18 protein-coding genes are annotated in these 21,286 nt (G+C 62.7%); 13 read left to right on the forward strand and 5 right to left on the reverse strand.

Going from position 1 to position 21,286, the window contains the following annotated elements:
- Together QZ498_RS10490 and QZ498_RS10495 are read left to right on the forward strand one after the other, a co-directional pair.
- A partial coding sequence (locus QZ498_RS10490; RefSeq protein WP_294622003.1) for a tripartite tricarboxylate transporter permease occupies positions 1-540 on the forward strand: 540 nt, incomplete at its 5' end.
- The gene (locus QZ498_RS10495) at positions 540-2,096 is read left to right on the forward strand and encodes a thiamine pyrophosphate-binding protein (RefSeq protein ID WP_294622004.1); all 1,557 of its coding nucleotides are present in this window, start codon (positions 540-542) and stop codon (positions 2,094-2,096) included. The genes QZ498_RS10490 and QZ498_RS10495, both read left to right, overlap by 1 nt.
- Here the strand turns inward: QZ498_RS10495 and QZ498_RS10500 are convergent.
- The 4 genes from QZ498_RS10500 to QZ498_RS10515 are packed head-to-tail and all read right to left on the reverse strand — an operon-like array spanning position 2,093 to position 5,653.
- Positions 2,093-3,808 (reverse strand): SulP family inorganic anion transporter, encoded by a 1,716-nt coding sequence (locus QZ498_RS10500; RefSeq protein WP_294622088.1) that lies wholly within the window; start codon positions 3,806-3,808, stop codon positions 2,093-2,095. The genes QZ498_RS10495 and QZ498_RS10500 overlap by 4 nt on opposite strands.
- Before the next feature lie 57 nt (positions 3,809-3,865).
- Complete coding sequence (locus tag QZ498_RS10505) at positions 3,866-4,750, reverse strand: MBL fold metallo-hydrolase (protein WP_294622006.1); 885 nt, start codon at positions 4,748-4,750, stop codon at positions 3,866-3,868.
- A gap of 26 nt (positions 4,751-4,776) precedes the next feature.
- Positions 4,777-5,217: a DUF6691 family protein gene (locus QZ498_RS10510; protein WP_294622007.1), complete on the reverse strand. Its 441-nt coding sequence runs from the start codon at positions 5,215-5,217 to the stop codon at positions 4,777-4,779.
- Positions 5,218-5,221: 4 nt separating this feature from the next.
- Entirely contained in the window at positions 5,222-5,653 is a 432-nt protein-coding gene (locus tag QZ498_RS10515) for a YeeE/YedE family protein (RefSeq protein WP_294622008.1), read from the reverse strand.
- Between the two features lie 221 nt (positions 5,654-5,874).
- On the opposite strand from QZ498_RS10515, the gene QZ498_RS10520 reads away from it, so the two are divergent.
- The 11 genes from QZ498_RS10520 (at position 5,875) to QZ498_RS10570 (ending at position 20,488) form a co-directional block, all read left to right on the forward strand.
- Complete coding sequence (locus QZ498_RS10520) at positions 5,875-7,140, forward strand: hydroxymethylglutaryl-CoA reductase (protein ID WP_294622009.1); 1,266 nt, start codon at positions 5,875-5,877, stop codon at positions 7,138-7,140.
- Positions 7,137-8,048 (forward strand): UbiA family prenyltransferase, encoded by a 912-nt coding sequence (locus tag QZ498_RS10525; protein WP_294622010.1) that lies wholly within the window; start codon positions 7,137-7,139, stop codon positions 8,046-8,048. The genes QZ498_RS10520 and QZ498_RS10525 overlap by 4 nt, the downstream gene beginning before the upstream one ends.
- A complete protein-coding gene (locus tag QZ498_RS10530) occupies positions 8,045-10,501 on the forward strand; it encodes a PEP/pyruvate-binding domain-containing protein (protein ID WP_294622012.1) in 2,457 nt (818 codons plus the stop codon). Before QZ498_RS10525 ends, QZ498_RS10530 begins: the two co-directional genes overlap by 4 nt.
- A complete protein-coding gene (locus QZ498_RS10535; protein ID WP_294622014.1) occupies positions 10,488-11,588 on the forward strand; it encodes a DUF3419 family protein in 1,101 nt (366 codons plus the stop codon). The genes QZ498_RS10530 and QZ498_RS10535 overlap by 14 nt, the downstream gene beginning before the upstream one ends.
- Positions 11,585-12,916, forward strand: coding sequence for a hypothetical protein (locus tag QZ498_RS10540; RefSeq protein ID WP_294622016.1), 1,332 nt, complete (start codon positions 11,585-11,587; stop codon positions 12,914-12,916). The genes QZ498_RS10535 and QZ498_RS10540 overlap by 4 nt, the downstream gene beginning before the upstream one ends.
- On the forward strand, positions 12,913-13,755 hold the full coding sequence (locus tag QZ498_RS10545) for a hypothetical protein (protein WP_294622018.1): 843 nt from the start codon (positions 12,913-12,915) through the stop codon (positions 13,753-13,755). The genes QZ498_RS10540 and QZ498_RS10545 overlap by 4 nt, the downstream gene beginning before the upstream one ends.
- Positions 13,748-15,166, forward strand: coding sequence for an AMP-binding protein (locus QZ498_RS10550; protein ID WP_294622020.1), 1,419 nt, complete (start codon positions 13,748-13,750; stop codon positions 15,164-15,166). The genes QZ498_RS10545 and QZ498_RS10550 overlap by 8 nt, the downstream gene beginning before the upstream one ends.
- Positions 15,167-15,449: 283 nt before the next feature.
- Positions 15,450-16,646, forward strand: coding sequence for a glycine C-acetyltransferase (locus QZ498_RS10555; RefSeq protein ID WP_294622022.1), 1,197 nt, complete (start codon positions 15,450-15,452; stop codon positions 16,644-16,646).
- 11 nt (positions 16,647-16,657) lie between these two features.
- On the forward strand, positions 16,658-17,689 hold the full coding sequence (gene tdh, locus QZ498_RS10560) for an L-threonine 3-dehydrogenase (RefSeq protein WP_294622090.1): 1,032 nt from the start codon (positions 16,658-16,660) through the stop codon (positions 17,687-17,689).
- A complete protein-coding gene (locus tag QZ498_RS10565) occupies positions 17,689-19,662 on the forward strand; it encodes an FAD-dependent oxidoreductase (RefSeq protein WP_294622024.1) in 1,974 nt (657 codons plus the stop codon). The genes tdh and QZ498_RS10565 overlap by 1 nt, the downstream gene beginning before the upstream one ends.
- Position 19,663: 1 nt before the next feature.
- The gene (locus tag QZ498_RS10570; RefSeq protein ID WP_294622026.1) at positions 19,664-20,488 is read left to right on the forward strand and encodes an isocitrate lyase/phosphoenolpyruvate mutase family protein; all 825 of its coding nucleotides are present in this window, start codon (positions 19,664-19,666) and stop codon (positions 20,486-20,488) included.
- A 65-nt stretch (positions 20,489-20,553) separates the two neighbouring features.
- Here QZ498_RS10570 and QZ498_RS10575 read toward each other — a convergent pair whose 3' ends face one another.
- Positions 20,554-21,231, reverse strand: a complete 678-nt coding sequence (locus QZ498_RS10575; RefSeq protein ID WP_294622027.1) for a hypothetical protein — start codon at positions 21,229-21,231, stop codon at positions 20,554-20,556.
- Between the last annotated feature and the right edge of the window lie 55 nt (positions 21,232-21,286).

Here is a 21,286-nt window from a genome sequence, read left to right on the forward strand (position 1 = left end):
GATGTGATCACCGCGATCATCATCGGGGCCTTCATGATCCATGGTCTGCAACCGGGGCCGATGATGTTCGTGCTGAACGTCGATCTGATTTACGGGCTTTTCATCGGCTTGATCGTCAGTTCGATTTGCCTGTTTTTCGTGGGCTCGGTCGCGATCAAGGGGTTCAAATACGTGGCCGATGTGCCCAAGCGGCTGTTGATCCCCGGGGTCTTGGTGCTGTGCATCTATGGCGTCTTCGCGGTCAACAACAACATCTTTGACGTGGGCGTGATGTTCGCCATGGGCTGGGTCGGTTATGCGATGATGCGCTGGCGCATTCCGGCGGCGCCTTTCCTGATTGCCTTCATTCTTGGGCCTTTGTTGGAGGATAACTTCCGGCAGGCGATGCTGATGTCCGGGAGCGATTGGAAAATCCTGTTCCGGGGGCCGATCACCTGGTTCTTCTGGACGGTGACGGCGATCACCATTTTCGCCATCGTGCGGATGGGGGTGAACGCGGCGCGCGAGGGACGCGCGGCCCGCAAGCGTGGTTTGGGTTGATGCGTGGGGCGGACCTGTTGGTGCAGACCTTGGCGCGGGCCGGGGTGAGCCGGGTTTTTGCCCTGTCGGGCAATCAGATCATGCCGATTTTCGATGCCTGTCTGGATGCCGGGATCGAGTTGATCCACACCCGGCACGAGGGGGCGGCGGTCTTCATGGCCGAAGCCTATGCGCAACTGACCGGGCAGGTTGGGGTTGCGCTGGTCACCGCCGGGGGGGGCTTGGCCAATAGCGTGGGGGCCTTGGCCTCGGCCCGGGCGTCCGATACGCCGGTTGTCTTGCTGTCCGGCGATAGCCCGCGTGCGCAGGACGGCAGCGGGGCCTTTCAGGAGATGGAGCAGGTTGAGATCACCCATGCGGTGACGAAATATTCCTATCGATCGGAGGCGGCGGAGGCGTTGGGCCGGGATGCGGTTTGGGCCGTGGAGGCGGCGATGACGGGGCAACCGGGGCCTGTGCATCTGGCCTTGCCGTTTGATTTGGTGAAGGCCGAGGTTGGTGAGGTCGAGGTGCCTAGGGTGGAGCTTTGCGAGGCCGCGCCGGATGCATCGGACGTTGAGGCGGTGCGGGGCTTGGTGGCGGCGGCAGAGCGACCCGTGGTGTTGCTGGGGCCGTCTTTGACGCCGACGCGGCAGGCGGGTTTGGTCGAGGGTTTAGGCGCGGCGTTGGCTGCGCCGATCTATGCGATGGAAAGCCCGCGCGGGCTGTGCGACCCGAGCCTTGGGCGGATTGCCGAGGTGGTGGCGCGGGCTGATCTGGTGCTGTGCTTGGGCAAGCGGGTGGATTTCACGCTTGGCTTTGGGGCCGGTGAGGCAGAGTGGGTGACGGTGAGCGCCGATGGTGTTGGCCATGCTATGGCTGCTGGCAACTTGGGCGCGCGGCATCGGGCGGGGGTTGTGGCCCCGGGTTTGGGTATGGCGCGGGCGTTGTGTGAGGGCGAGGCCGCGGCGCGAGAGGCGTGGTGCGCGGAGGCGGCGGGCCTGACGCGGGTGCGCCCCGAGGTGGGCGGCGGTTTGACCTCGGCCAGCCTCTGCGCGGCGGTGCAGGAGGTTGTTACCGGATGCGATGAGAGCGTCGTGATCTGCGATGGCGGGGAGTTTGGCCAGTGGGCGCAGGCGCTGACCTGTGGCACGGCGCGGGTAATCAACGGCGTGTCGGGGGCGATTGGCGGCGGCTTGCCCTATGCCATGGCGGCACCAGTGGCGCGACCGGAGGCCACGGTCTTTGCGCTGTCGGGCGATGGCTCCATCGGGTTTCATTTTGCGGAGTTTGAAACGGCGGCGCGGCATGGGCTGCCCTTTGTCATGGTGATCGGCAATGACCAGCGGTGGAATGCGGAGCACCAGATTCAGTTGCGCGACTATGGCGAGGCGCGGCTTTCGGGCTGTGGCTTGACGGCGGCGCGCTATGATCTGGCGGCGGAAGCCATGGGCGCGCATGGCGAGTTCGTGACAGAGGCCGCGGAGTTGCGGCCCGCGCTGGAGCGGGCCGTGGCGAGCGGCAGGCCCGCTTGTGTCAATGTGATGATCGAGGGGCTGCCCGCGCCGGTGGTTTAACCCTCGCGCAGGGCTTGCCATGCCTCGTATTGCGACAGGTACACGGTGCCGCCCATCTCTTCCAGGAAATGGCTGCGTTTGAGGCGGTCCATGACTGGGCCTTTCACCTCGGAGAGGTGCAGTTTGATGCCCATGGCCTTGAGGCGGGTGTTGATCGCCTCAAGGCTTTCGAGGGCGGACATATCCACCTCGTTCACCGCGGCAAAATGCAGGATGACGTGTTTGACTGCGCAGTCATCGCTGATGCGGTCGGTGACATAATCCTCAAGGAACCGGGCGTTTGCGAAGTAAAGGCTTTCATCCACGCGCAGGCTGACCACGCTGGGGCAGGTGGTGACGGTGTGGCGGTTGATGTTGCGGAAATGCTCGGTTCCGGGGACAAGGCCCACCTCGGCCACATGGGGTCTGGAAGTCTTGTAGAGGTGCAGGGCGATGGAAAGCACCACGCCCGCCGAGACGCCAATTTCGACGCCCATCCCAAGGGTCAATAGGATGGTTGTCAGGATCGCCGCGAAATCGGCGCTTGAAAAGTTCCATGCGCGTTTCAGGATCGAGAGGTCCACGAGGCTAAGGACGGCGACGATGATGGTGGCCGCGAGTGTCGCCTTGGGCAGGAAGTAGATGAGCGGCGTGAGCGCAAGGGCCGCGATGGCAAGGCCAATGGCGGTGAAGGCCCCGGCGGCGGGGGTGGCGGCACCAGCGTCGAAGTTCACCACTGAGCGGGCGAAGCCGCCTGTCACCGGGTAGCCGCCTGAGACCGCCGCGCCGAGGTTGGCCGCGCCGAGGCCAATGAGTTCTTGGTTGGGGTCGATGCGCTGGCGTTTCTTGGCCGCGAGCGTTTGCGCGACCGAGATGGATTCGACAAAGCCGATGATGGAGATCAGCACGGCGGGCAGGATCAGCGCCTTGATCAGGTCAAGTGAGGCATCGGGCAGGGTGAAGGGCGGCAGGGATTGCGGCACGGTGCCGACGATGGCGACGCCTTGGGTATCCAGCCGGAAAAGGCCCGCGGCCAAGGTGGTGACGACCACGGCGGCGACCGGGCCGGCCTTGGTCAGCACATCGGCGAGGCGGGGGCCAAGCCCGAGGTTGAGCAGCAAGGGCTTGAGGCCCTTGCGGACCCAGAAGAGGAAGGCGGCGGCAGAGGCTCCGATCAGCAGGGTGATCAGGTTGATCCCGCCAAGCCCGGACCAGAGGCTATGCAGCAGGTGGGGCAGGGTATGGCCCGAGGTTTTGACCCCAAGGATATGGCCCAATTGGCTGAGGGCAATCAGGATGCCGCTGGCGTTGATGAAGCCCGCAATGACCGGGTGCGAGAGGAAATTTGCCAGAAAGCCAAGCCGCAGCAGGCCAAGGCCCAGAAGGATGGCCCCCGACAGCCCCGCCAGGGTGAGCGCCGCCGTGGCGTAGCCTGCGGTGCCTTGTTCGGCCACTTGCCCAATCGCCGCGGCGGTCATCAGCGAGACCACCGCCACCGGCCCCACGGCCAGCGTAGTGGAGGTACCGAAGAGCGCATAAAGCATGATCGGCAGGATCGAGGCGTAAAGCCCCGCCTCGGGCGGCAGGCCCGCCAGCAGAGCATAGGCCAGCGACTGCGGGATCAGCATGATCGTGACGATCAGCGCCGCGATCAGGTCTTGGGCGAAGGTCGAGCGGCTATAGGCCTTTCCCCATGTGAGGATAGGCAGATAGCGGGCGAGGGTTCGGGTCATGGGGATGCTTTCGGGAAGGCGAACAGGCGCGGGCTGCGCCTGTTCCTTGGTCATGGATCAGAGTTTGTTGACCGGCACCTTGAGCATCGGGTTGCCGTCGCGATCCTTGGGCACGTCGCCCGCGCGCATGTTCACTTGCAGCGAGGGGATGATCAGGCGCGGCATGGCCAGTGTCGCATCGCGTTCAGTGCGGAACTTGATGAACTCCTCGCGGGTTTTGCCGCCGCCGACGTGGATGTTGTGGGCTTTTTCCTCGGCCACGGTGGTTTCCCATGCGATGTCGCGACCGTTGGGGCCGTAATCGTGGCACATGAAAAGGCGCATGTCGTCGGGCAGGGCCAGCACCTTCTGGATGCTGTCGTAAAGCGTGCCTGCATCGCCTCCGGGGAAATCGGCGCGGGCCGAGCCGCCATCGGGCATGAAAAGCGTATCGCCCACGAAGGCCGCATCGCCCATCACATGGGTCATGCAGGCGGGGGTGTGGCCGGGGGTGTAGAGGGCCACGGCCTGCATCTGGCCGATCATGTAGGTATCGCCATCTTCGAACAGGGCGTCGAATTGCGAGCCATCGCGTTGAAATTCGGTGCCTTCGTTGAAGATCTTGCCGAAGGTATCCTGCACCACGAGGATGTTGGAGCCGATGCCGATTTTGCCGCCCATTTTTTCCTGAATGTAAGGTGCGGCGGAGAGGTGATCGGCGTGGACGTGGGTTTCGATGATCCACTCCAGCTTGAGGCCTTGTTTCTGGATCTGGGCGATCAACTCATCGGCGTGGTCATAGGTGATGCGGCCAGCGGCATAGTCGATGTCCATCACCGAATCCACGATGGCGCAGCTATCGGAGGCGGGATCCTTGACGATGTAGGAGATCGTGTTCGTGGCCTCGTCAAAGAAGGCTTGAACTTCGGGTTTGATCTCCATGTTGACGGGATAGTCTGTCATGGGGCGGACTCCTTTACTTGGGTGTCTCAGGAAGGGGCGTGGCGGGCGGTGCGGGCCTGCAGCGCCTTGGCGATGAAGATGCCCGCGATGAGGGCGACGGTGAAAATCAGCACCTCCGGCTTGAGGGCGCCGACGGCGGGCAGGGCCGCGCCGGGGCAGAAGCCCGCGATGCCCCAGCCCACGCCGAAGATGGCCGAGCCGCCCAGAAGGCGGGTGTCGATCACGCGGTTTTGCGGGACGTGGAAGGTGTCGTCCAGCATGGGTTTTTCCGGGCCTTTGCCGAAGATCAGGCGGTAGCCGATGAAGGTGACCACAAGCGCGCCGCCCATCACGAAGATGAGCGAGGGATCCCAGGTGCCTGCCACGTCGAAGAAATTGAGGACCTTGGCAGGGTTGGCCATGCCGGAGATCATAATGCCGAGGCCGAAGATCAGGCCGATGAGGTAAGTGATGATGATACGTTGCATTGGCTTACCCCCCGATCACGTGGCGCAGGATGTAGACGGTGATACCCGTAAACAGCATGAATGTCAGGGTAGCGGCGATGGAGCGCGGCGAGAGCCGGGCATTGCCACAGACGCCATGGCCGCTGGTACAGCCGGAACCATAGGTGACGCCGATACCGACGAGGATGCCGCCCAGGATCAGCATGGGGGTGCTGACCGGCACGTCAATGGCGGGCATTTGGCCGGTGGTCAGCAGAATCAGGCCGGGGGCGGTGACCATGCCCGCCAGAAGGGCGGCACGCCATGACCAATCGCGCGGTGAGGCGGGTTGCATGAAGCCGGCAAGGATGCCGGTGGCCCCCATGACGCGGCCCAGTGTCAGCATCAGCAGGACACTGGCCAGCCCGATCAGCGAGCCGCCGATCAGGGATTGGATTGGTGTAAATTCGGTTATCATCTGTTGCGTTTCCTTTGGTGTCCGTGGGGCGGGGTCGCGCACCCCGGGTGTTGGATCACGATATATATAGAAAATGGAATATGTCTACCCCACGGTCCGAAATCATCCAATTCAAGGTACGGCTTGCCGGATGTTTTCATAGAACGCTGGGCTTGCTAAGCATAAAATTGCCTGAGTTTATTGATTTCATGGGCGCATAGATTTTTGCGGAGTGTTTGGCGGTGGTGATTCCCTTTCATGTGACGGAGATGCTGCGCCGGGTGATGGCGCGCTATGACGCGGAAAAGACCCCGCAGAAGATGGCCCCGAACGACGATGCCTTCAGCCTGTTGCGGCCCATGCGGAAAATCTCTGCGGCAACGGTCGAGAAATATTGGGAGCGGTTGAAGCCCACGGCGGGGGACGCGGATCAGGCGCAATTGGCCGATCCGGTGACGATGGAACAGGCCGAGTCCTATAGCGCCAACATCGAGAACTTCATTGGCACGGTGAAGCTGCCGGTGGGGATCATCGGGCCGCTGCGCCTGACGGGGATGAATGCCAACGGCGATTATCATGTGCCACTGGCCACCAGCGAGGCGGCCTTGGTGGCCTCCTACGCCCGAGGGGCGGCGGCGGCGACGAAGGCGGGCGGGATCAGCACCGCCGTTTTGTATGAGGGGGTCATTCGCACCCCGGCTTTCGTGATGAAAGACCTGCTGAGCGCGGGCCAGTTCGTGGAATGGGTGGTGCGCAATGTCGATGACTTGCAGGCGGCGGCGGAGGGCACGACGCGGCACGGCAAGCTGGTGTCGCTGGAGCCCTTCATCGACAACAACATCGCCTTTTTGATCTGCCGCTATACCACCGGCGATGCGGCGGGGCAGAACATGGTGACGATTGCCACCGATGCCCTGTGCAAGCGGATCGCCGAGGAGTGCCCGGTGCCGATCGAGGGGTGGTATATCGAGGGGAATTTTTCCGGCGATAAGAAAGCCTCGGCCCTAGGCATGGTCACCGGGCGGGGGCGGAAGGTGAGTGCCTCGGTCACCTTGCCGCGCGAGGTGGTGGAGCAGGTGCTTGGCACCACGGTGGACGAGATGCTGGCCTATGGGCGGGTGGCGAACTTGGGCTCGCTGTTGTCCGGACAGTTGGGCGCGCAGGCGCATTATGCCAATGGGTTGGCGGCGCTTTACATCGCCACCGGGCAGGATGCGGCCTGTGTTGCGGAAAGTGCGATGGGGGTGACCCGGATGGAGCCACGGGGCGAGGATTTGTATGCTTCCGTCACCATGCCGAATATCCTTGTGGGATCGGTTGGGGGCGGCACCGGATTGCCCAGCCAGTCGGCGGCGCTGAACATTCTTGGCCTGAAGGGCGCGGGCCATGGGGCGGCCTTGGCGGAAATTGCAGCGGCGACTTGCCTGTGTGGGGAAATATCCATCGTGGCGGCGATCACGGCGGGGGATTTTACCCGGGCGCATGAAAATCTGGCGCGGCACAGATGAGTTTCGGCGCACGTCTTTGGACCTATCAGGCGGAGCGCTTTCCGCTCAAGAAAACAGCACCCTTGCTGGCGGTGTTTTCGGCGGCGAGCATTTGTGTTTCGGCGCAACTGGCGGGGCGGGAACTGCCCGATTGGCGCGCTTTCATGGTGGGCTTTGTGGTGGCCATGGCGCTGTTTTTCCAGATGCGGGTTTGCGATGAATGGAAGGACGCGGAGGATGATCGGCTGTACCGCCCTGAGCGGCCCATTCCGCGCGGGTTGATCGCGCAATCGACGGTTTTGTGGCTTGGGGCGGCGACGCTGCCTGTGGCGGCGGTGGCGGTGTGGCTGTGGCATCCGCCCGCGCTTTGGCTTTTGGCGCTGGTCTGGTTGTGGCTGGGCGCGATGACCGTGGAGTTTGGCGCGCCGGAGTGGCTCAAGGCGCGGGCGGTTTTGTACTTGCTCAGTCACATGATGATCATGCCGCTGATCGACCTTTTGCTGACCGGGTTGGAGTGGTTGCCCGGTGGTGGGGCCGCGCCGCAACTGTGGCTGTTTCTGGCGTTGTCCTTTGTGAATGGTTGCGTGCTGGAGATCGGGCGCAAGCTGTGGGCGCCGGAGAATGAGATTGCCGGGGTCGAGACCTATTCGGGCCTCTGGGGGCCGGGGCGCGCGGCGCTGATTTGGATGGGCTGTGTTGGTGTGTCGGCGGCGCTTTTGGTGGGCACCGGGTTTGCCACCGGGGTTGGATGGACAACCCTTGGCTTGGCCGCTGTGGCGCTTGTGGCCTGTCTTTGGGCCGCTTCGAGGTATCGCGCGAACCCCACGGATAAGGCGCAGGAGCGGATGGATACCGTGGCCGGGCTGTGGGTGTTTTTCTGTTATGCAACGGCGGGCTTTTTGCCCTTTGTCATCGGGTGGTTGGTATGAGCTTTGTTTTGACCTCGGATCAGGCGAAGGACGCCGAGGTAGTTGGTGGCAAGGCGGCGGCCTTGTCGCGGTTGGCCGAGGAAGGCTTTGCCCCGCCTGCGTTTTTCGTGATCCGGGCGGAGGCGTTCAGCCACGGAAAAACCGGGCCGGTGATGGGCAAGGGATTGAAGGCTGAGGTGGTTCGCGCCTTGGAGGATTTGGGCGCGGGGCCTTATGCGGTGCGCAGTTCGGGGCGGGCCGAGGATGGGGCCGAGCATAGCCATGCCGGGCAGTTCGACACGGTGTTGAACGTCGAGGCGAATGGGGTTTTGACGGCGGCAAAACAGGTCTGGCAATCGGGGTTTGGGGATACGGTGGAGACCTACCGCGCCAAGACCACGGGCGACGGGGCGGAGGCCCCGGCGGTGATCGTGCAGCGGATGATTGACGCGCGCGCCTCGGGCGTGGCCTTTTCCGCCGATCCGGTGAGCGGGCAGCGCGGGCGGGTCGTAATCTCGGCCATTCAGGGGCTTGGTGAACGGCTGGTTTCGGGCGAGGCCGATGGCGAGGATTGGGCGCTGGATGCCGAGGGGCAGGTTGTTGTTGCGCCGGAGGTGCCTGCGGCATTGAACGTGGAGGAGGCCCGCGCGGTGGCCGATCTGGCGCGGCGGGCCGAGGCGGGTTTTGGCCACCCGCAGGATATCGAATGGGCGATGGATGAGGCGGGCCTGCATATCTTGCAGGCGCGGCCCATCACCACGGCGCTTTTGCCCGCAGCGCAGACCGACGAGACCCTCACCATTTTCGACAACTCGAACATCGTGGAAAGCTATCCGGGGATGGTTAGCCCGCTGACTTATTCCTTTGCCTTGCATGTTTATGCCCGCGTTTACCGAGCCTTCGTGCGGCTTTTGGGGGTGCGGGAGGCGGTGGTGGGTGAGAACGCCGCCGTCTTTGACAACATGCTGGGCCGAGTTGATGGGCGGGTCTATTACAACCTTGTGAATTGGTATCGGGCCTTGGCGCTGTTGCCGGGGTTTGCCCTGAACCGCGATCACATGGAGACCATGATGGGCGTGTCCGAACCGATGCCGCGCGAGGTGACCGACGCGGTCGGGCCGCCGCCCGCCACGGGGCTGGCACGGGTTTGGGAATATGCCAATTTGGCGCGTGTGGGTTTGGGGCTGTTGTGGCAGGCCATTCGGTTGCCGCGCACCCGGCGGGATTTTTTTGCCCGTCTGAATGCGGCCTTGGAGGGCGATTTGGATGTCGCCACGGCCAATGCCAGCGAGCTGGCGCGCGAATACCGGCGGATCGAGAGCACGCTGTTGGACCGGTGGGATGCGCCCTTGGTCAATGATTTCCTGTGCATGATGGCCTTTGGCGCGTCGCGCAAGCTGATGGAGCGATGGCTGGGTGACGAGGGCCTGCAACTGCATAACGATGTGATGATCGGGCAGGGCGATATTGTCTCGGCTGAACCGGCGCAGCGGATCGCAAGGATGGGGGCGATGGTGCAACAGGCCGGGCTGGCCGAGGATGTGCGGGCGCGGGGCTTAGCGGCGTTTGACAATGCGCCGGAAATCCGCGCCGAAGTGGAGGGGTATCTGGAGCGGTTTGGCGACCGGTGTACCGAGGAATTGAAGCTGGAAAGCATCCCTTTGAGCGAGGACCCCAGCAGCCTTTTGGCGGCGGTGGCGGCGAGTGCCGGGCGCGCGGAGGGCACCAAGCATGAGGTGCGGGAGCCGGATTGGCAGGCGCTTTTTGCGGGTAAGCCTGTGCGCCGGGGTGTGGCCCGGTGGATCATTACCTGGACCAAGGCGCGGGTGCGCGACCGGGAAAACCTGCGCTTTGAACGCACTCGGATTTTCGGCCATGCGCGGCGGGTGTTTCTGGGGATTGGCCGCGAGTTGACGGCGCGCGGGCATCTTTGCGCGCCGCGCGATGTGTTTCACCTGACCACGCAGGAGGTTTTGGGCGCGGTTGAGGGGTTCAATCTGTCGCCGGATCTCAAGGGCATCGTGGCGATGCGGCAGACCGAGGATGCAGCTTCGGCCCAGCGGCCCGATCCGCCCGAGCGGATCGAGGTGCGCGGCCCTGCGATCTTGCCACGTTGGGAGGCAGGCGAGGTGGCGCGTGATGACAGCCGCCGCAAGGTCGGGACAGGCTGTTCAGCGGGGCAGGTCCAGGCCAAGGCGCGGGTCATTCGCGACCCACGGACCGAGGCGCTTGAGCCGGGTGATATTCTGGTGGCGCGGCATACCGATCCGGGCTGGATCGCGGTGTTTTCCAATGCTTCGGCGATTGTGGTCGAGCGCGGCTCGCTCCTGTCGCATTCGGCGATTGTGGCGCGGGAGTTGGGCATCCCTTGTGTCGTGGGCCTGAAGGGCGCGACCCAGTGGATTGAAGATGGTGAAATGCTGGCCGTAAACGGGGCGACGGGCGAGGTGGAGCGGTTTGATGGCGAGGAGTGAAATTGAGGCCCGCGCCGCGTTTGACCACATCCGCTACGCGCAGTTGTGGGAAGATGCCGATGTGCTCACCCAAGGGTTGGGGGAGCAGACGGGGAATACCTTGGTGTCGATTTGCTCGGCGGGGGACAATGCGCTGGCGATGCTGACGCTGGACCCTGCGAAGGTTGTGGTGGTGGACCTGTCGCCGGCGCAGATTGCCTGTTTGAAGGTGCGGATTGGGGCCCATCGGGCGCTATCGCATGCGGAGTTTTTGGAGCTTATGGGGTCGCGCCCCAGCACGCGGCGTGCGGCGCTTTTGGCGCGGGCCTGTGAGGGTCTGGATGCCGAAACGCGCGGATTTTGGCAGGCTTTGACGCCCGAGGTGGAGGCGCATGGGCTTGGCGGGGTCGGTAAGTTCGAGCGCTATTTCCGCATCTTCCGCCGTTGGCTATTGCCGCTTGTCCATTCACGCCGAACCGTTGACGCGATTTTCGAGCCGCGTGACCGCGAAGCGCGCGAGGTGTTTTTCGATACGCGGTTCAACACATGGCGGTGGCGGTTGTTGCTGCGGGTGTTTTTCTCGCGCTTCGTGATGGGCCGCATGGGCCGCGACAAGGCTTTCTTTGACCATGTGGAGGGCAGCCCGGCGCAGCATGTGGCGCGGCGGTTGCGGCATGCGGGCGTTACCACGGAGCCGTCGCAAAACCCCTATCTGCACTGGATCATGACCGGCACCCATGGGGTGGCTTTGCCGATGGCATGGCGGGCCGAGAATTTCGAGGTGATCCGCGCGCGGCTGGACCGCTTGGACATTCGCCCCGGTTCTTTGGAAGCCTTTGTTTCAACAGGCGAAAAGGCGCATGGCTTCAACCTGTCGGATATTTTTGAATACATGTCGCCGGAGGTTTTCGGGCAGGTTTATGGCACGATCCTTGGAGCCTCGGCCGCCGGGGCGCGCTTGGTTTATTGGAACATGATGGCCCCGCGTCGGGTGCCGGAGACCTATGCCGGGCGGGTGGACAGGCTGACCGATTTGGAAGATCGGTTGAAGGCGCGGGACATGGCGTTTTTCTATTCCGATTTCGTGGTCGAAGAGGTGCGCGGGTGAGCGTGGCGGCGCAAATCGGGCTGGCTTTGGCCTCGGTCGCGGTGCTGCTTGGGCTCATGGCACTGCTGCGCCGGGGGGCGCGAGCCGTGGGCCTAGGCGCGGAGGTGCAGCGGAAATTGGTGCATGTGGGAACCGGGCTTTATGCGCTTGTTTTGCCTTGGCTTTTTCCGGACCGTTGGCCGGTCTACATGCTGATCGGCTTGACCCTGGCGGTGATGGTTGTGCTGCGCCTGCCGCGCTTTGCCAAGGGGGTCGGCGGTGCGCTGCATGGTGTAGAACGCAGGTCTTATGGCGATTTCCTTTTGGCTGGGTCGGTGGGGCTTTGTTTTTTCCTTTCCGGTGGCGAGCCGCTCTTGTACGTGCTGCCACTGGCGGTCTTGACGCTGGCGGATGCGGCGGCGGCGCTTGTGGGCACGCGCTATGCCACGCGGCTCTACAGGGTCGAGGACGGGCACAAGAGCCTTGAGGGCACGGCGGCGTTCTTTGCCGTGACCTTGGTTTTGTCGATCCTGTCTTTGGTGGGGTTCACCGATCTGCCGGCCGCCAATGTCTTGGCGCTGGCCCTGATGGTGACGGGGTTCGGCACGCTGGTGGAGGCGCAAAGCTGGCGCGGGTTCGACAATCTGTTTTTGCCGCTTGGCCTGTTGGTCTTCCTGTCGGTGCATCTGGATAGCAGCCTTGTGGAACTCATTGTTTTGGCAATTTTTTTCCTTTGCGCGATCATTGGGTTTCACATGATCGGGACGCGCGTCGGGCTAAGCGGCCATGCCTGCCGTGTTTACGTGGTGGCGATGTTCCTGGTGCTGGCCGTCGTCTCGCCGCAGAACGCGCTTTTACCGGCGCTTGTGCTATGCGCGCATGCTTGGGCGCGTGTGCAGGCGCCGGGCCGGGATGAGTATGGTGATCTTGACGTGGTGGCGGGTCTGGCGATCATCAGCTTTGGTTGGCTGGCTCTTGGCAACGCCATGGGGTGGAGCGCGATCGGGTTTTACGGTGTGACCGCCATGGGCCTGACGATGGGGTTGTCGGTGATCGCGCTTCGCGGCTATGTGCCATGGATCATATTGATTTCATTGGGCCTTTTTGCGTTCCGCGAGGCCATTGCTGTGTTGAACCCGCCCGAGTCCGCGTGGCCGGAACCATTGTTCTGGCTATCGGGTCTTACGCTTGTCGTGATGGCTGCCGTGCCATGGGCGATACCTGCCTTTTTTCGGCGTGACCGGGTGCTGAAGCTGACCTGTTTGGCGCTGATTTTTCCTTTGATGGCATATCTTTACATGGTTTTGACTCAAGGCCAGAGCGGCCCGGGTCTTGGAGGCTCCGCATGACACAGGAAACACTGAAAACCGATGGTGCGCGGCTGACGCTGTTTTGGGACGGGCCTGAATGGGATGCAAGGCCAACGGCGACCCTTGGGGAGATTGCGTTCACATCGCGCGCGGCGGGGGCGGAGGTGTTAACGCGGGCGGTCCAAAAGGTTAAGGACGCCGGGTTAACGCGGGTGATCGGACCGATGGCCGGGGACACATGGCACAGTTATCGCTTCGTCAGCGAAAGCGATGGCAGCCCGGCGTTCTTGATGGAGCCCAAGGAGATGCCGCAGGCGAGGGCGGTGTTCCATGCCGCCGGATTTTCGTCCGTTGGGCAGTATTTTTCGGCGCGGCAGAGCTTGGCGGAGATCGGTGCGCCGCCGCCCGAAACCGAGGCTTTCCGGATCGAGACTTGGGATGGCAGCGATCCTGAGCGACTGTTTCGTCAGGTCTTTGCGCTGTCGTGTCAAGCCTTTGAAAAGAATGCGTTTTACAAACCAATCCCCGATAACGACTTTCTTGCGATGTATATGCCCACCGTGCCTATGCTGAAAAAGGAGCTGATCCTTTTCGCCCGCACGCCGAATGGGGAGTTGGCGGGCTTCCTGTTTGCCATCCCCGATTATGCGCAGGGGCCACAAAGCGACACGGTGATCCTGAAGACTTATGCCAGCCTGACGCGCGGAGCCGGGCGGGCCTTGGTGCATGCCTGTCAGATCTCGGCCAAGGCCTTGGGATATAAGACTTTAATCCACGCCCTGATCCATGATGCCAACCAATCGGCGGAGCGGAGCGAAAAAGAGGGCGGCAAGATTTTTCGGCGATATGAATTGCTGGGCCTTCGGTTAAATGACTGATTTGCTTGATCATTTTGATGCGGCGGTGGCGCGGCACCCGGACCGGGTGGCGATTGTCGATGGTCGCGGTCAAGAGGTTACGTTCGAGGAATTGCAACGCATTTCCAATGGCTTGGCCGAGAAATGGCGGGCCAAGGGGGTGAGGCCGGGGGACCGAGTGCTTTTGGCCATGGGGGTTAACGCCGAGCTTTACGCGAGCCTTGCTGCGCTGTGGTCCTTGGGGGCCACGGTGGTCTTGCCCGAACCCGCGATGGGGTTGAAAGGGCTGCGCCATGCGGTGGCTGCAACCAAGCCAAAGTTCTTTTGTGCCAATGGGTTATATTGTTCTCTCAAGTGGCTTTTGCCGCCGCTTTGGGGCCTTCCGTTGTTGCGGGCGGGCGGAGCGACGCCGGTAACCGAGGTTAAAGACCGGGTTAAGAACGAGGTGGCGTTGATCTCGTTCACCTCGGGCACCACGGGGGCGCCGAAGGCCATCCCACGCAGTCATTTTTTCCTTATGGCGCAATATGATGCGGTGGCCCCGATCTTGGCGAGTGACAGAGAAGAGCGCGACCTTGTCGCCTTCCCGGTCTTTACCTTGGTAAATCTGGCGGCGGGACGAACCTCGATCCTGCCGAACTGGAAGATGAGCCGTTTGGCCGATGTCACGCCCGCCCGCTTGGGCGCATGGCTACGAAAAACCCGCGCCACGCGGGCGCTGTTGCCACCTTCTTTGGCGGGGCTTTTGCCACTGGCGGGGCAGAGCGACCTGCGCCATGTCTACACTGGCGGTGGGCCGGTTTTTCCGAATGTGGTCAGGGCGATAAAGGACGATCTTGGAGTCGATGTGACCTGTGTTTACGGGTCAACCGAGGCGGAACCGATTGCCCATTTGAGGGCCGAAGATTTCCACCCGGAAGACATGGAGCAAATGGCCCAAGGCGCGGGGCTTTTGGTGGGTCATCCAGTGCCGGAAGTGCGGTTAAGGATTAGCGATGATGAGATCGAAGTCACCGGAGACCATGTTAACAAATCTTACCTTGATCCGGTTCAAACCCGCGAGAACAAGGTTTTTGAGGGCGATGAGGTTTGGCACCGCACGGGCGATGCCGGGCGGCTGGATGAGCAAGGGCGGCTTTGGCTTTTGGGCCGAGTGGGGGATGATGTGGCAGGGCAAAACGGGCCGCTCTATCCCTTTGCCGTTGAGGTGGCGGCTACCGGTTGGAAAGGTGTAACCCGTTGCGCTTTAATGGAAAAATCAGGTAAACCTGTCTTGGTGATTGAGGGCGAGCGGGCGCGTTTACCCCAGTGGACAAAGGCCGCGCGGGCCTTGGGCATCGACAGGATTGAGGTGATTTCGGCCATGCCGATGGACGCGCGACACCATTCCAAGGTCGACCGGGTACAACTGGCCCGGATCCTGAAACGTTAACGTACGAGTCGTACGTTTTACCCCCAAGTTTCGTACGAAAATCCGGCGGGTCCCGAGAGAGGTCGTACGAGTCGTACGAAAGCCGGATCATGCGCCTGTTCCCGGAGCGACATTCGGGTGGGTAAAATTGTCGAACTTGGGTCTGGACCTGTGACCAGCGGTGCGCGACGCTGTGGGGTAAGGCAAATTCCGGGCTTGGGAAAATGAGGGGCGCTGCCCCTCGTTGAAAATGGGATTTTCAACTCACCCCGGGATATTTTTGGCCAGAAGAAAGGGGGATGTCATGCGGGCATCGGAACGGTTCGATCAGGATTTGGACGGGCGGCTTGAGGGGCTGCGCGAGGATGGGCTTTACAAGGTGGAACGGGTGATCACCTCGATGCAGGCGGGGGGGGTGGAGCTTGAGGGCGGTGCGCAGGTGGTGAACCTGTGCGCCAACAACTACCTGGGTTTGGCCGATGACGCGCGGGTGATCGCGGCGGCGCATGAGGCCTTGGACCGCTATGGGTTTGGCATGGCCAGCGTGCGGTTCATTTGTGGCACCCAAGAGGAGCACAAGGCGCTGGAGGCGCGGATTGCCGGGTTTCTGGGGATGGAGGATGCGATCCTTTATGCCGCCGCCTTTGATGCCAATGCGGGGCTGTTTGAGACATTGCTGGGACCGGAGGATGCGATCATCTCGGATGCGCTGAATCATGCGAGCATCATTGACGGGGTGCGTTTGTGCAAGGCGCAGCGGTATCGCTATGCCAATTCGGATATGGCGGATTTGGAGCGCTGTTTGCAGGAGGCGCAGGGCGCGCGGCATCGGATGATTGCCACCGATGGGGTGTTTTCCATGGACGGCTATATCGCCAAGCTGGAGGCGATTTGCGATTTGGCCGAGCGGTATGATGCGATGGTCATGGTGGATGATTGCCATGCCACCGGGTTTCTGGGTGAAGGGGGCCGGGGGAGCCATGAGCATTGCGGGGTCATGGGGCGGGTGGATATCCTGACCGGGACGCTTGGCAAGGCTTTGGGGGGTGCCTCGGGCGGGTATACCGCCGCATCAGCGCGGGTGGTGGATTGGCTCAGGCAACGCTCGCGCCCCTATCTGTTTTCCAACACTTTGGCGCCGGTGATTGCCGGGGCATCCTTGGCGGTGTTTGATTTGCTGGAGCGCGAGGGCGCGGAGATGCGCGCACGGCTTTGGGAAAATGCGGCGTATTTTCGGGAGCGGATGGGGGCCTTGGGCTTCGAGCTGTTGCCGGGGGAGCATGCGATCATCCCGGTGATGCTGCGCGATCCAAAGCTGGCCCAGGAGATGGCAGCGCGTTTGGGGGAGCGGGGGGTTTACGTGACTGCCTTCAGCTTCCCGGTGGTGCCGAAGGGGCAAGACCGGATCCGCACGCAGATGAGTGCGGCGGTCACGCGCGAGATGCTGGACCGGGCGATTGATGCCTTCGAGGCGGTGGGCCGTGAACTGGGGGTGATCTGATGGAAAACCGGATGAAGGCGCTGGTCAAGGCGCGGCCCGAGCCGGGGCTTTGGATGGAGCATGTGCCGGTGCCGGAGGTTGGCCCCGGTGAGGTGCTGATCAAGGTGCGCAAATCGGCGATTTGCGGCACGGATGTGCATATCTGGAAATGGGACGAGTTCAGCGCCAAGACGGTGCCGGTGCCCATGGTGGTGGGGCATGAGTTCATGGGCGAGGTGGTGGATTGTGGGCCGGGGGCCAGCAAATACCGCCTTGGTCAGCGGGTGAGCGGCGAGGGGCATATCGTCTGCAATGCCTGCCGCAATTGCCGCGCGGGGCGGGGGCATTTGTGCCGCAATACCAAGGGGGTGGGCGTGCAGCGGCCGGGGAGTTTTGCCGAATACATTTGCCTGCCGGAAAGCAATGTGGTGCCGATCCCCGATGATATTCCCGATGAGATCGCGGCGATTTTCGACCCCTTCGGCAATGCGGTGCATACCGCTTTGAGTTTCGATCTGGTGGGGGAGGATGTTTTGGTGACCGGGGCCGGGCCGATTGGCATTATGGGCGCGCTGGTCGCGCAGCGGGCGGGGGCGCGCAAGGTGGTGATCACCGATATCGCCCCTTACCGGCTGGAACTGGCGCGGCAGATGGGGGTGCAGCATGTGGTCGATACCTCGGCTGTGACGCTGCGCGAGGTGATGGCCGATATCGGCATGACCGAAGGCTTTGATGTGGGGCTTGAGATGTCGGGCGCGGCGCCTGCGATGCAGCAGATGATCGCGCGGATGAACAACGGCGGGAAGGTTGCCTTGCTTGGCATTGCGCCAACGGAGTTTCCGGTGGATTGGAACACGGTGATTTTCAAGATGCTGCATATCAAGGGCATCTATGGGCGCGAGATGTATGAGACATGGTACAAGATGATCGCGCTGGTGCAGTCGGGCTTGGATGTGTCTGGCGTGATTACCCATCGGATCGGGATTGACGATTTCGAGGCGGGGTTTGCCGCCATGATCTCGGGGCAATCGGGCAAGGTTGTCATGGATTGGGAGGCCGCGTGATGGGCTTTCCGCGTCTGACCTCGGAATTGACTTTGCGGCACAAGGTGCTGCGCAACCGGGTCACATTCGGGGCGCATACGGCGAATATGTCGGTCGAGGGCCTGCCCGGTGCGCAGTTTGGTGCCTATCTGTTGGAGCGGGCGATTGGCGGCGCGGGGATGATCGTGGCCGAACCTGTGCCGGTGCATCGCACCGGGGTTCTGACTCGCGGCAATTTCCGGGCCGAGGATGACAGCGTGATCCCCGCCTTTCGCAAGATCGTGGAGCCGGTGAAGGATGCCGGTGCCGTGGTTTTGCAGCAGCTTTACCATGTTGGCGCGCATGGCGATTCCGACCTGAGTTATCAGCCGCATTGGGGGCCGTCGGGCGGGCCCAGTTATCACGACAGCGATGGCAGCCACGCCATGAGCGAGGCCGAGATCGAGGAGATGATCGAGGCCTTCATCGCGGCGGCGGTGCGTTGTCAGAAAGCAGGCTTTGACGGGGTCGAGATTTGGGCCGCCTATCATTCGCTGCTTGAGCAGTTCTGGACCCCGTGGAGCAACCTGCGGGACGATCAATGGGGTGGATCGCTGGAAAACCGCACGCGGATGTCGATGCGGATTTTGGAAGGCATCCGCCGGGCCTGTGGCGAGGATTTCATCGTTGGGATGTCGGTGAGTTATTCCGATAGCTACCCGGTGCTGCATGGGGTTGAGGCGCTGTGTGAGATCGTGGCGCGGCATGATGCGACGGGGCATTTGGATTATGTCACCTGCGGGTCGGGTGGCTATCTGGATTTTGAAAAGCTGATGCCGACCTTTGCCATGGGCGAGAAGCTGACGGTGAATGCCTGCGCCGAGCTTATGCGGGTGGTCAGCCATGCCAAGGTGCAGGCGGAAAGCGGGATACGCACGCCGGAGAATGCCGAAGGGGTATTGAGCGCAGGCGAGGCCGATCTGGTGTCGATCGTGCGGGGGCAGATTGCTGATCCGCATTGGGCGCGGAAAGTGTCCGAGGGGCGGGCCGAGGATATTCGCGGCTGTATTTCCTGCAACCAGATGTGTTGGGGGCGGCGGTCGCGCGATTATTGGATTTCGTGTTTGGTGAACCCGTCGGTGGGGCGGGAGTATCAGTGGGGTGGGGACCGGTTTGAGCGGTCCGAGGCCCCGCGCCGGGTGTTGGTTGTGGGCGCTGGGCCTGCGGGGTTGGAGGCGGCACGGGTGGCCGCCGAGCGCGGGCATAGCGTGGCGTTGCATGAGGCAGCCCCCGTGATTGGCGGGCAGTTCCGCCTTGCCGGGGAACAGCCGCGCCGGGCGCAGATTTTGGACTTGATGGATTGGTACGAGCGGCAGTTCGCGCGGTTGGGGGTGCGGTTACACCTCAATTCGTTCTTGGAGGCCGAGGAGGTGCGCGCGATTGGGGCGGATGTGGTGATCCTTGCCACCGGGTCTTTGCCGGATGAGGCGGCGACGCAGCGGTGGTTGCCGCAGATGGAGCGTTTGCCGGGGGTGGAGCATGGCAACGTGGTGTCGCCAGAGACGGTGATGCGGCGCGAGCTGCGCCTTGGCGGTACTGTGATCGTCTATGACGAGGGCGGCAGCATGCGCGGGCTTGGCACCGCGTGGCATTTGGCCGAAGCCGGCCATGAGGTGGTGATTGTCACGCCTGATCCCATGGTCGGCAAGGAATTGGCGCGCACCAGTGCCGATATTCCGATCCGCGCCAAGCTGGCGCAACTGGGGGCGCGGTTCATGACGGAACATGCGGTGGCGGCGTGGCATGGGCAGGGGGCGACATTGCGCAACCTGTTGACCGGCGCGGAGGTGGAAGTTGCCGCCAGTGCCTTGGTCATGGCGACGACGAACCGGGCCTTTGAGCCACTTTCGGAGGAATTGGGCGATCTGGAGGTACGGATCGTGGGCGATGCACAGGCACCGCGACAGGCACCCTATGCGTTTTACGAGGGCCGTAAGGCGGGGATGGAGGTTTGAGGTGAGAGATATTGGTGCCGATTTCAGAGCGTTGCACAGGCCGGGCAAGCCGTTTGTTTTGGCCAATGCCTGGGATGTGGGCAGCGCCAAGGTGCTGACCGCCATGGGGGCCGAGGCGATTGGCACCACCTCAAGCGGCCATGCCTTTACGATCGGCAAGGCGGATATGGGCCATGTGACGCGCGACGAGGCCTTGGCCCATGCGCAGGATCTGGTTGCGGCGACGCATTTGCCGGTCTCGGGGGATTTCGAGAATGGCTATGGCGATGCACCGGAAGACGTTGCCGAGACCGTGCGGCGGGCCGGGGAGGTCGGGCTTGCGGGCTGTTCGGTGGAAGACACCGATATGGGCGATAAAGGCTCCTATGACTTCGATCTGGCGGTGGAGAGGGTGCGCGCAGGCGCGGCGACGGCGCGCGCCTTGGGGCGCGATTTCGTTTTCGTGGCGCGGGCCGATGGGGTGATGAACGGGGTTTATGACATCGAGGAGGCCTTGCGCCGGGTGCGGGCCTTCGACGAGGCCGGCGCGGATTGCCTGTTTGTTCCCTTGCCGGCCACTCTGGAGGATCAAAAGCGTATTCTCGAGGTGACCGAAAAGCCGGTGAACGTACTGGCGGTGGGGCCTTATGCCGGGGTAAGCCGGGCCGAATTTGCCGCCATGGGGGCGGCGCGGATTTCGGTGGGCTCCGGGTTGGCACGGGTGGCGCAAACCGCTTTCATTCACGCGGCCAAGCGTATCTTGGGAGAGGGGGAGTTTTCGGACATCGCGACAGCCATGCCGGGCGGTGAGATTGATGCGCTGTTGACTGCGCAGAACGGCGAGTAGCGCCTTGGAGGCCCTGTGCTAGCCGGGAGTGAAGCTGCGTTCTGCTTTTACGTAGCGATGCAAGATCAGAAGGACAGGCCCAGTTGCAATTCCAAGAACCCTTCGGTTTCGCTGGGACCGGCGGTGCCGGTTTCCTTCGACATGCCACCGATCAGGGCGATGACGTTCTGGTCGAACGTCCATGCCGAGCGCAGGCCAAGCGTGCCACGTTCAAAATTCGGCTCGTCGAGATAAGAGATGTCAGGCCCGATGCTTGTGTTGCCGCCGACAAGATAAGTTGTGAAGGCGCGCGTGTAGAATGCCTCGTCGGGGGTGGAGTATTGCGTGATCCCCGCCCAGTAGCCGCGCGTGCCCCAAAAGCCGTAGCCTTCCAAGCCGGCATAGGCGCCAACCTCGGAAATCGTGCTTGGGCCGCCATTGACCGAACGTTTCACATGCGTGGGGCCAGCCAGCGCCGTGAATGTGCCGCTGTCGGTCACGAATGTGTATCCGGCGAGGATGCGCTGCATGTCCTGCTTTGTTCTTGAGCCTGCAAACTGCGTCTTGGTGTTTTCGGCCTCGGCGCGGAAGGTCAGGCCACCTGCGCCCTCTGCGCCGTAGGTGCCGGTGACCGAAAGATAGCTGGTGTAAGTCGAGCTTTCGGTTGCCCGCCCGCCAAGCAGGACGTTGAAATCCTGGGCCACTGCGGGAGTGCTGACCCCGCAAGTGATGGCAGAGGCGATCAAGGCAAGTTTACGAAACATCCGGTTTTCCTCCACGAGGCTGACGACCGTGCGAGGTGACGGTATTGCCCCGAAT

Origin of the sequence: uncultured Roseovarius sp., assembly GCF_913057115.1 — a bacterium.
GTDB lineage: Bacteria > Pseudomonadota > Alphaproteobacteria > Rhodobacterales > Rhodobacteraceae > Roseovarius.

What these genes read in the sequence shown, in the direction of transcription:
- QZ498_RS10495 (WP_294622004.1), top strand. Translation starts at nt 540, where the DNA reads ATGCGTGGGGCGGACCTGTTGGTGCAGACCTTGGCGCGGGCCGGGGTG.
- QZ498_RS10500 (WP_294622088.1), bottom strand. Translation starts at nt 3,808, where the DNA reads ATGACCCGAACCCTCGCCCGCTATCTGCCTATCCTCACATGGGGAAAG.
- QZ498_RS10505 (WP_294622006.1), bottom strand. Translation starts at nt 4,750, where the DNA reads ATGACAGACTATCCCGTCAACATGGAGATCAAACCCGAAGTTCAAGCC.
- QZ498_RS10510 (WP_294622007.1), bottom strand. Translation starts at nt 5,217, where the DNA reads ATGCAACGTATCATCATCACTTACCTCATCGGCCTGATCTTCGGCCTC.
- QZ498_RS10515 (WP_294622008.1), bottom strand. Translation starts at nt 5,653, where the DNA reads ATGATAACCGAATTTACACCAATCCAATCCCTGATCGGCGGCTCGCTG.
- QZ498_RS10525 (WP_294622010.1), top strand. Translation starts at nt 7,137, where the DNA reads ATGAGTTTCGGCGCACGTCTTTGGACCTATCAGGCGGAGCGCTTTCCG.
- QZ498_RS10530 (WP_294622012.1), top strand. Translation starts at nt 8,045, where the DNA reads ATGAGCTTTGTTTTGACCTCGGATCAGGCGAAGGACGCCGAGGTAGTT.
- QZ498_RS10535 (WP_294622014.1), top strand. Translation starts at nt 10,488, where the DNA reads ATGGCGAGGAGTGAAATTGAGGCCCGCGCCGCGTTTGACCACATCCGC.
- QZ498_RS10545 (WP_294622018.1), top strand. Translation starts at nt 12,913, where the DNA reads ATGACACAGGAAACACTGAAAACCGATGGTGCGCGGCTGACGCTGTTT.
- QZ498_RS10550 (WP_294622020.1), top strand. Translation starts at nt 13,748, where the DNA reads ATGACTGATTTGCTTGATCATTTTGATGCGGCGGTGGCGCGGCACCCG.
- QZ498_RS10555 (WP_294622022.1), top strand. Translation starts at nt 15,450, where the DNA reads ATGCGGGCATCGGAACGGTTCGATCAGGATTTGGACGGGCGGCTTGAG.
- tdh (WP_294622090.1), top strand. Translation starts at nt 16,658, where the DNA reads ATGAAGGCGCTGGTCAAGGCGCGGCCCGAGCCGGGGCTTTGGATGGAG.
- QZ498_RS10565 (WP_294622024.1), top strand. Translation starts at nt 17,689, where the DNA reads ATGGGCTTTCCGCGTCTGACCTCGGAATTGACTTTGCGGCACAAGGTG.
- QZ498_RS10575 (WP_294622027.1), bottom strand. Translation starts at nt 21,231, where the DNA reads ATGTTTCGTAAACTTGCCTTGATCGCCTCTGCCATCACTTGCGGGGTC.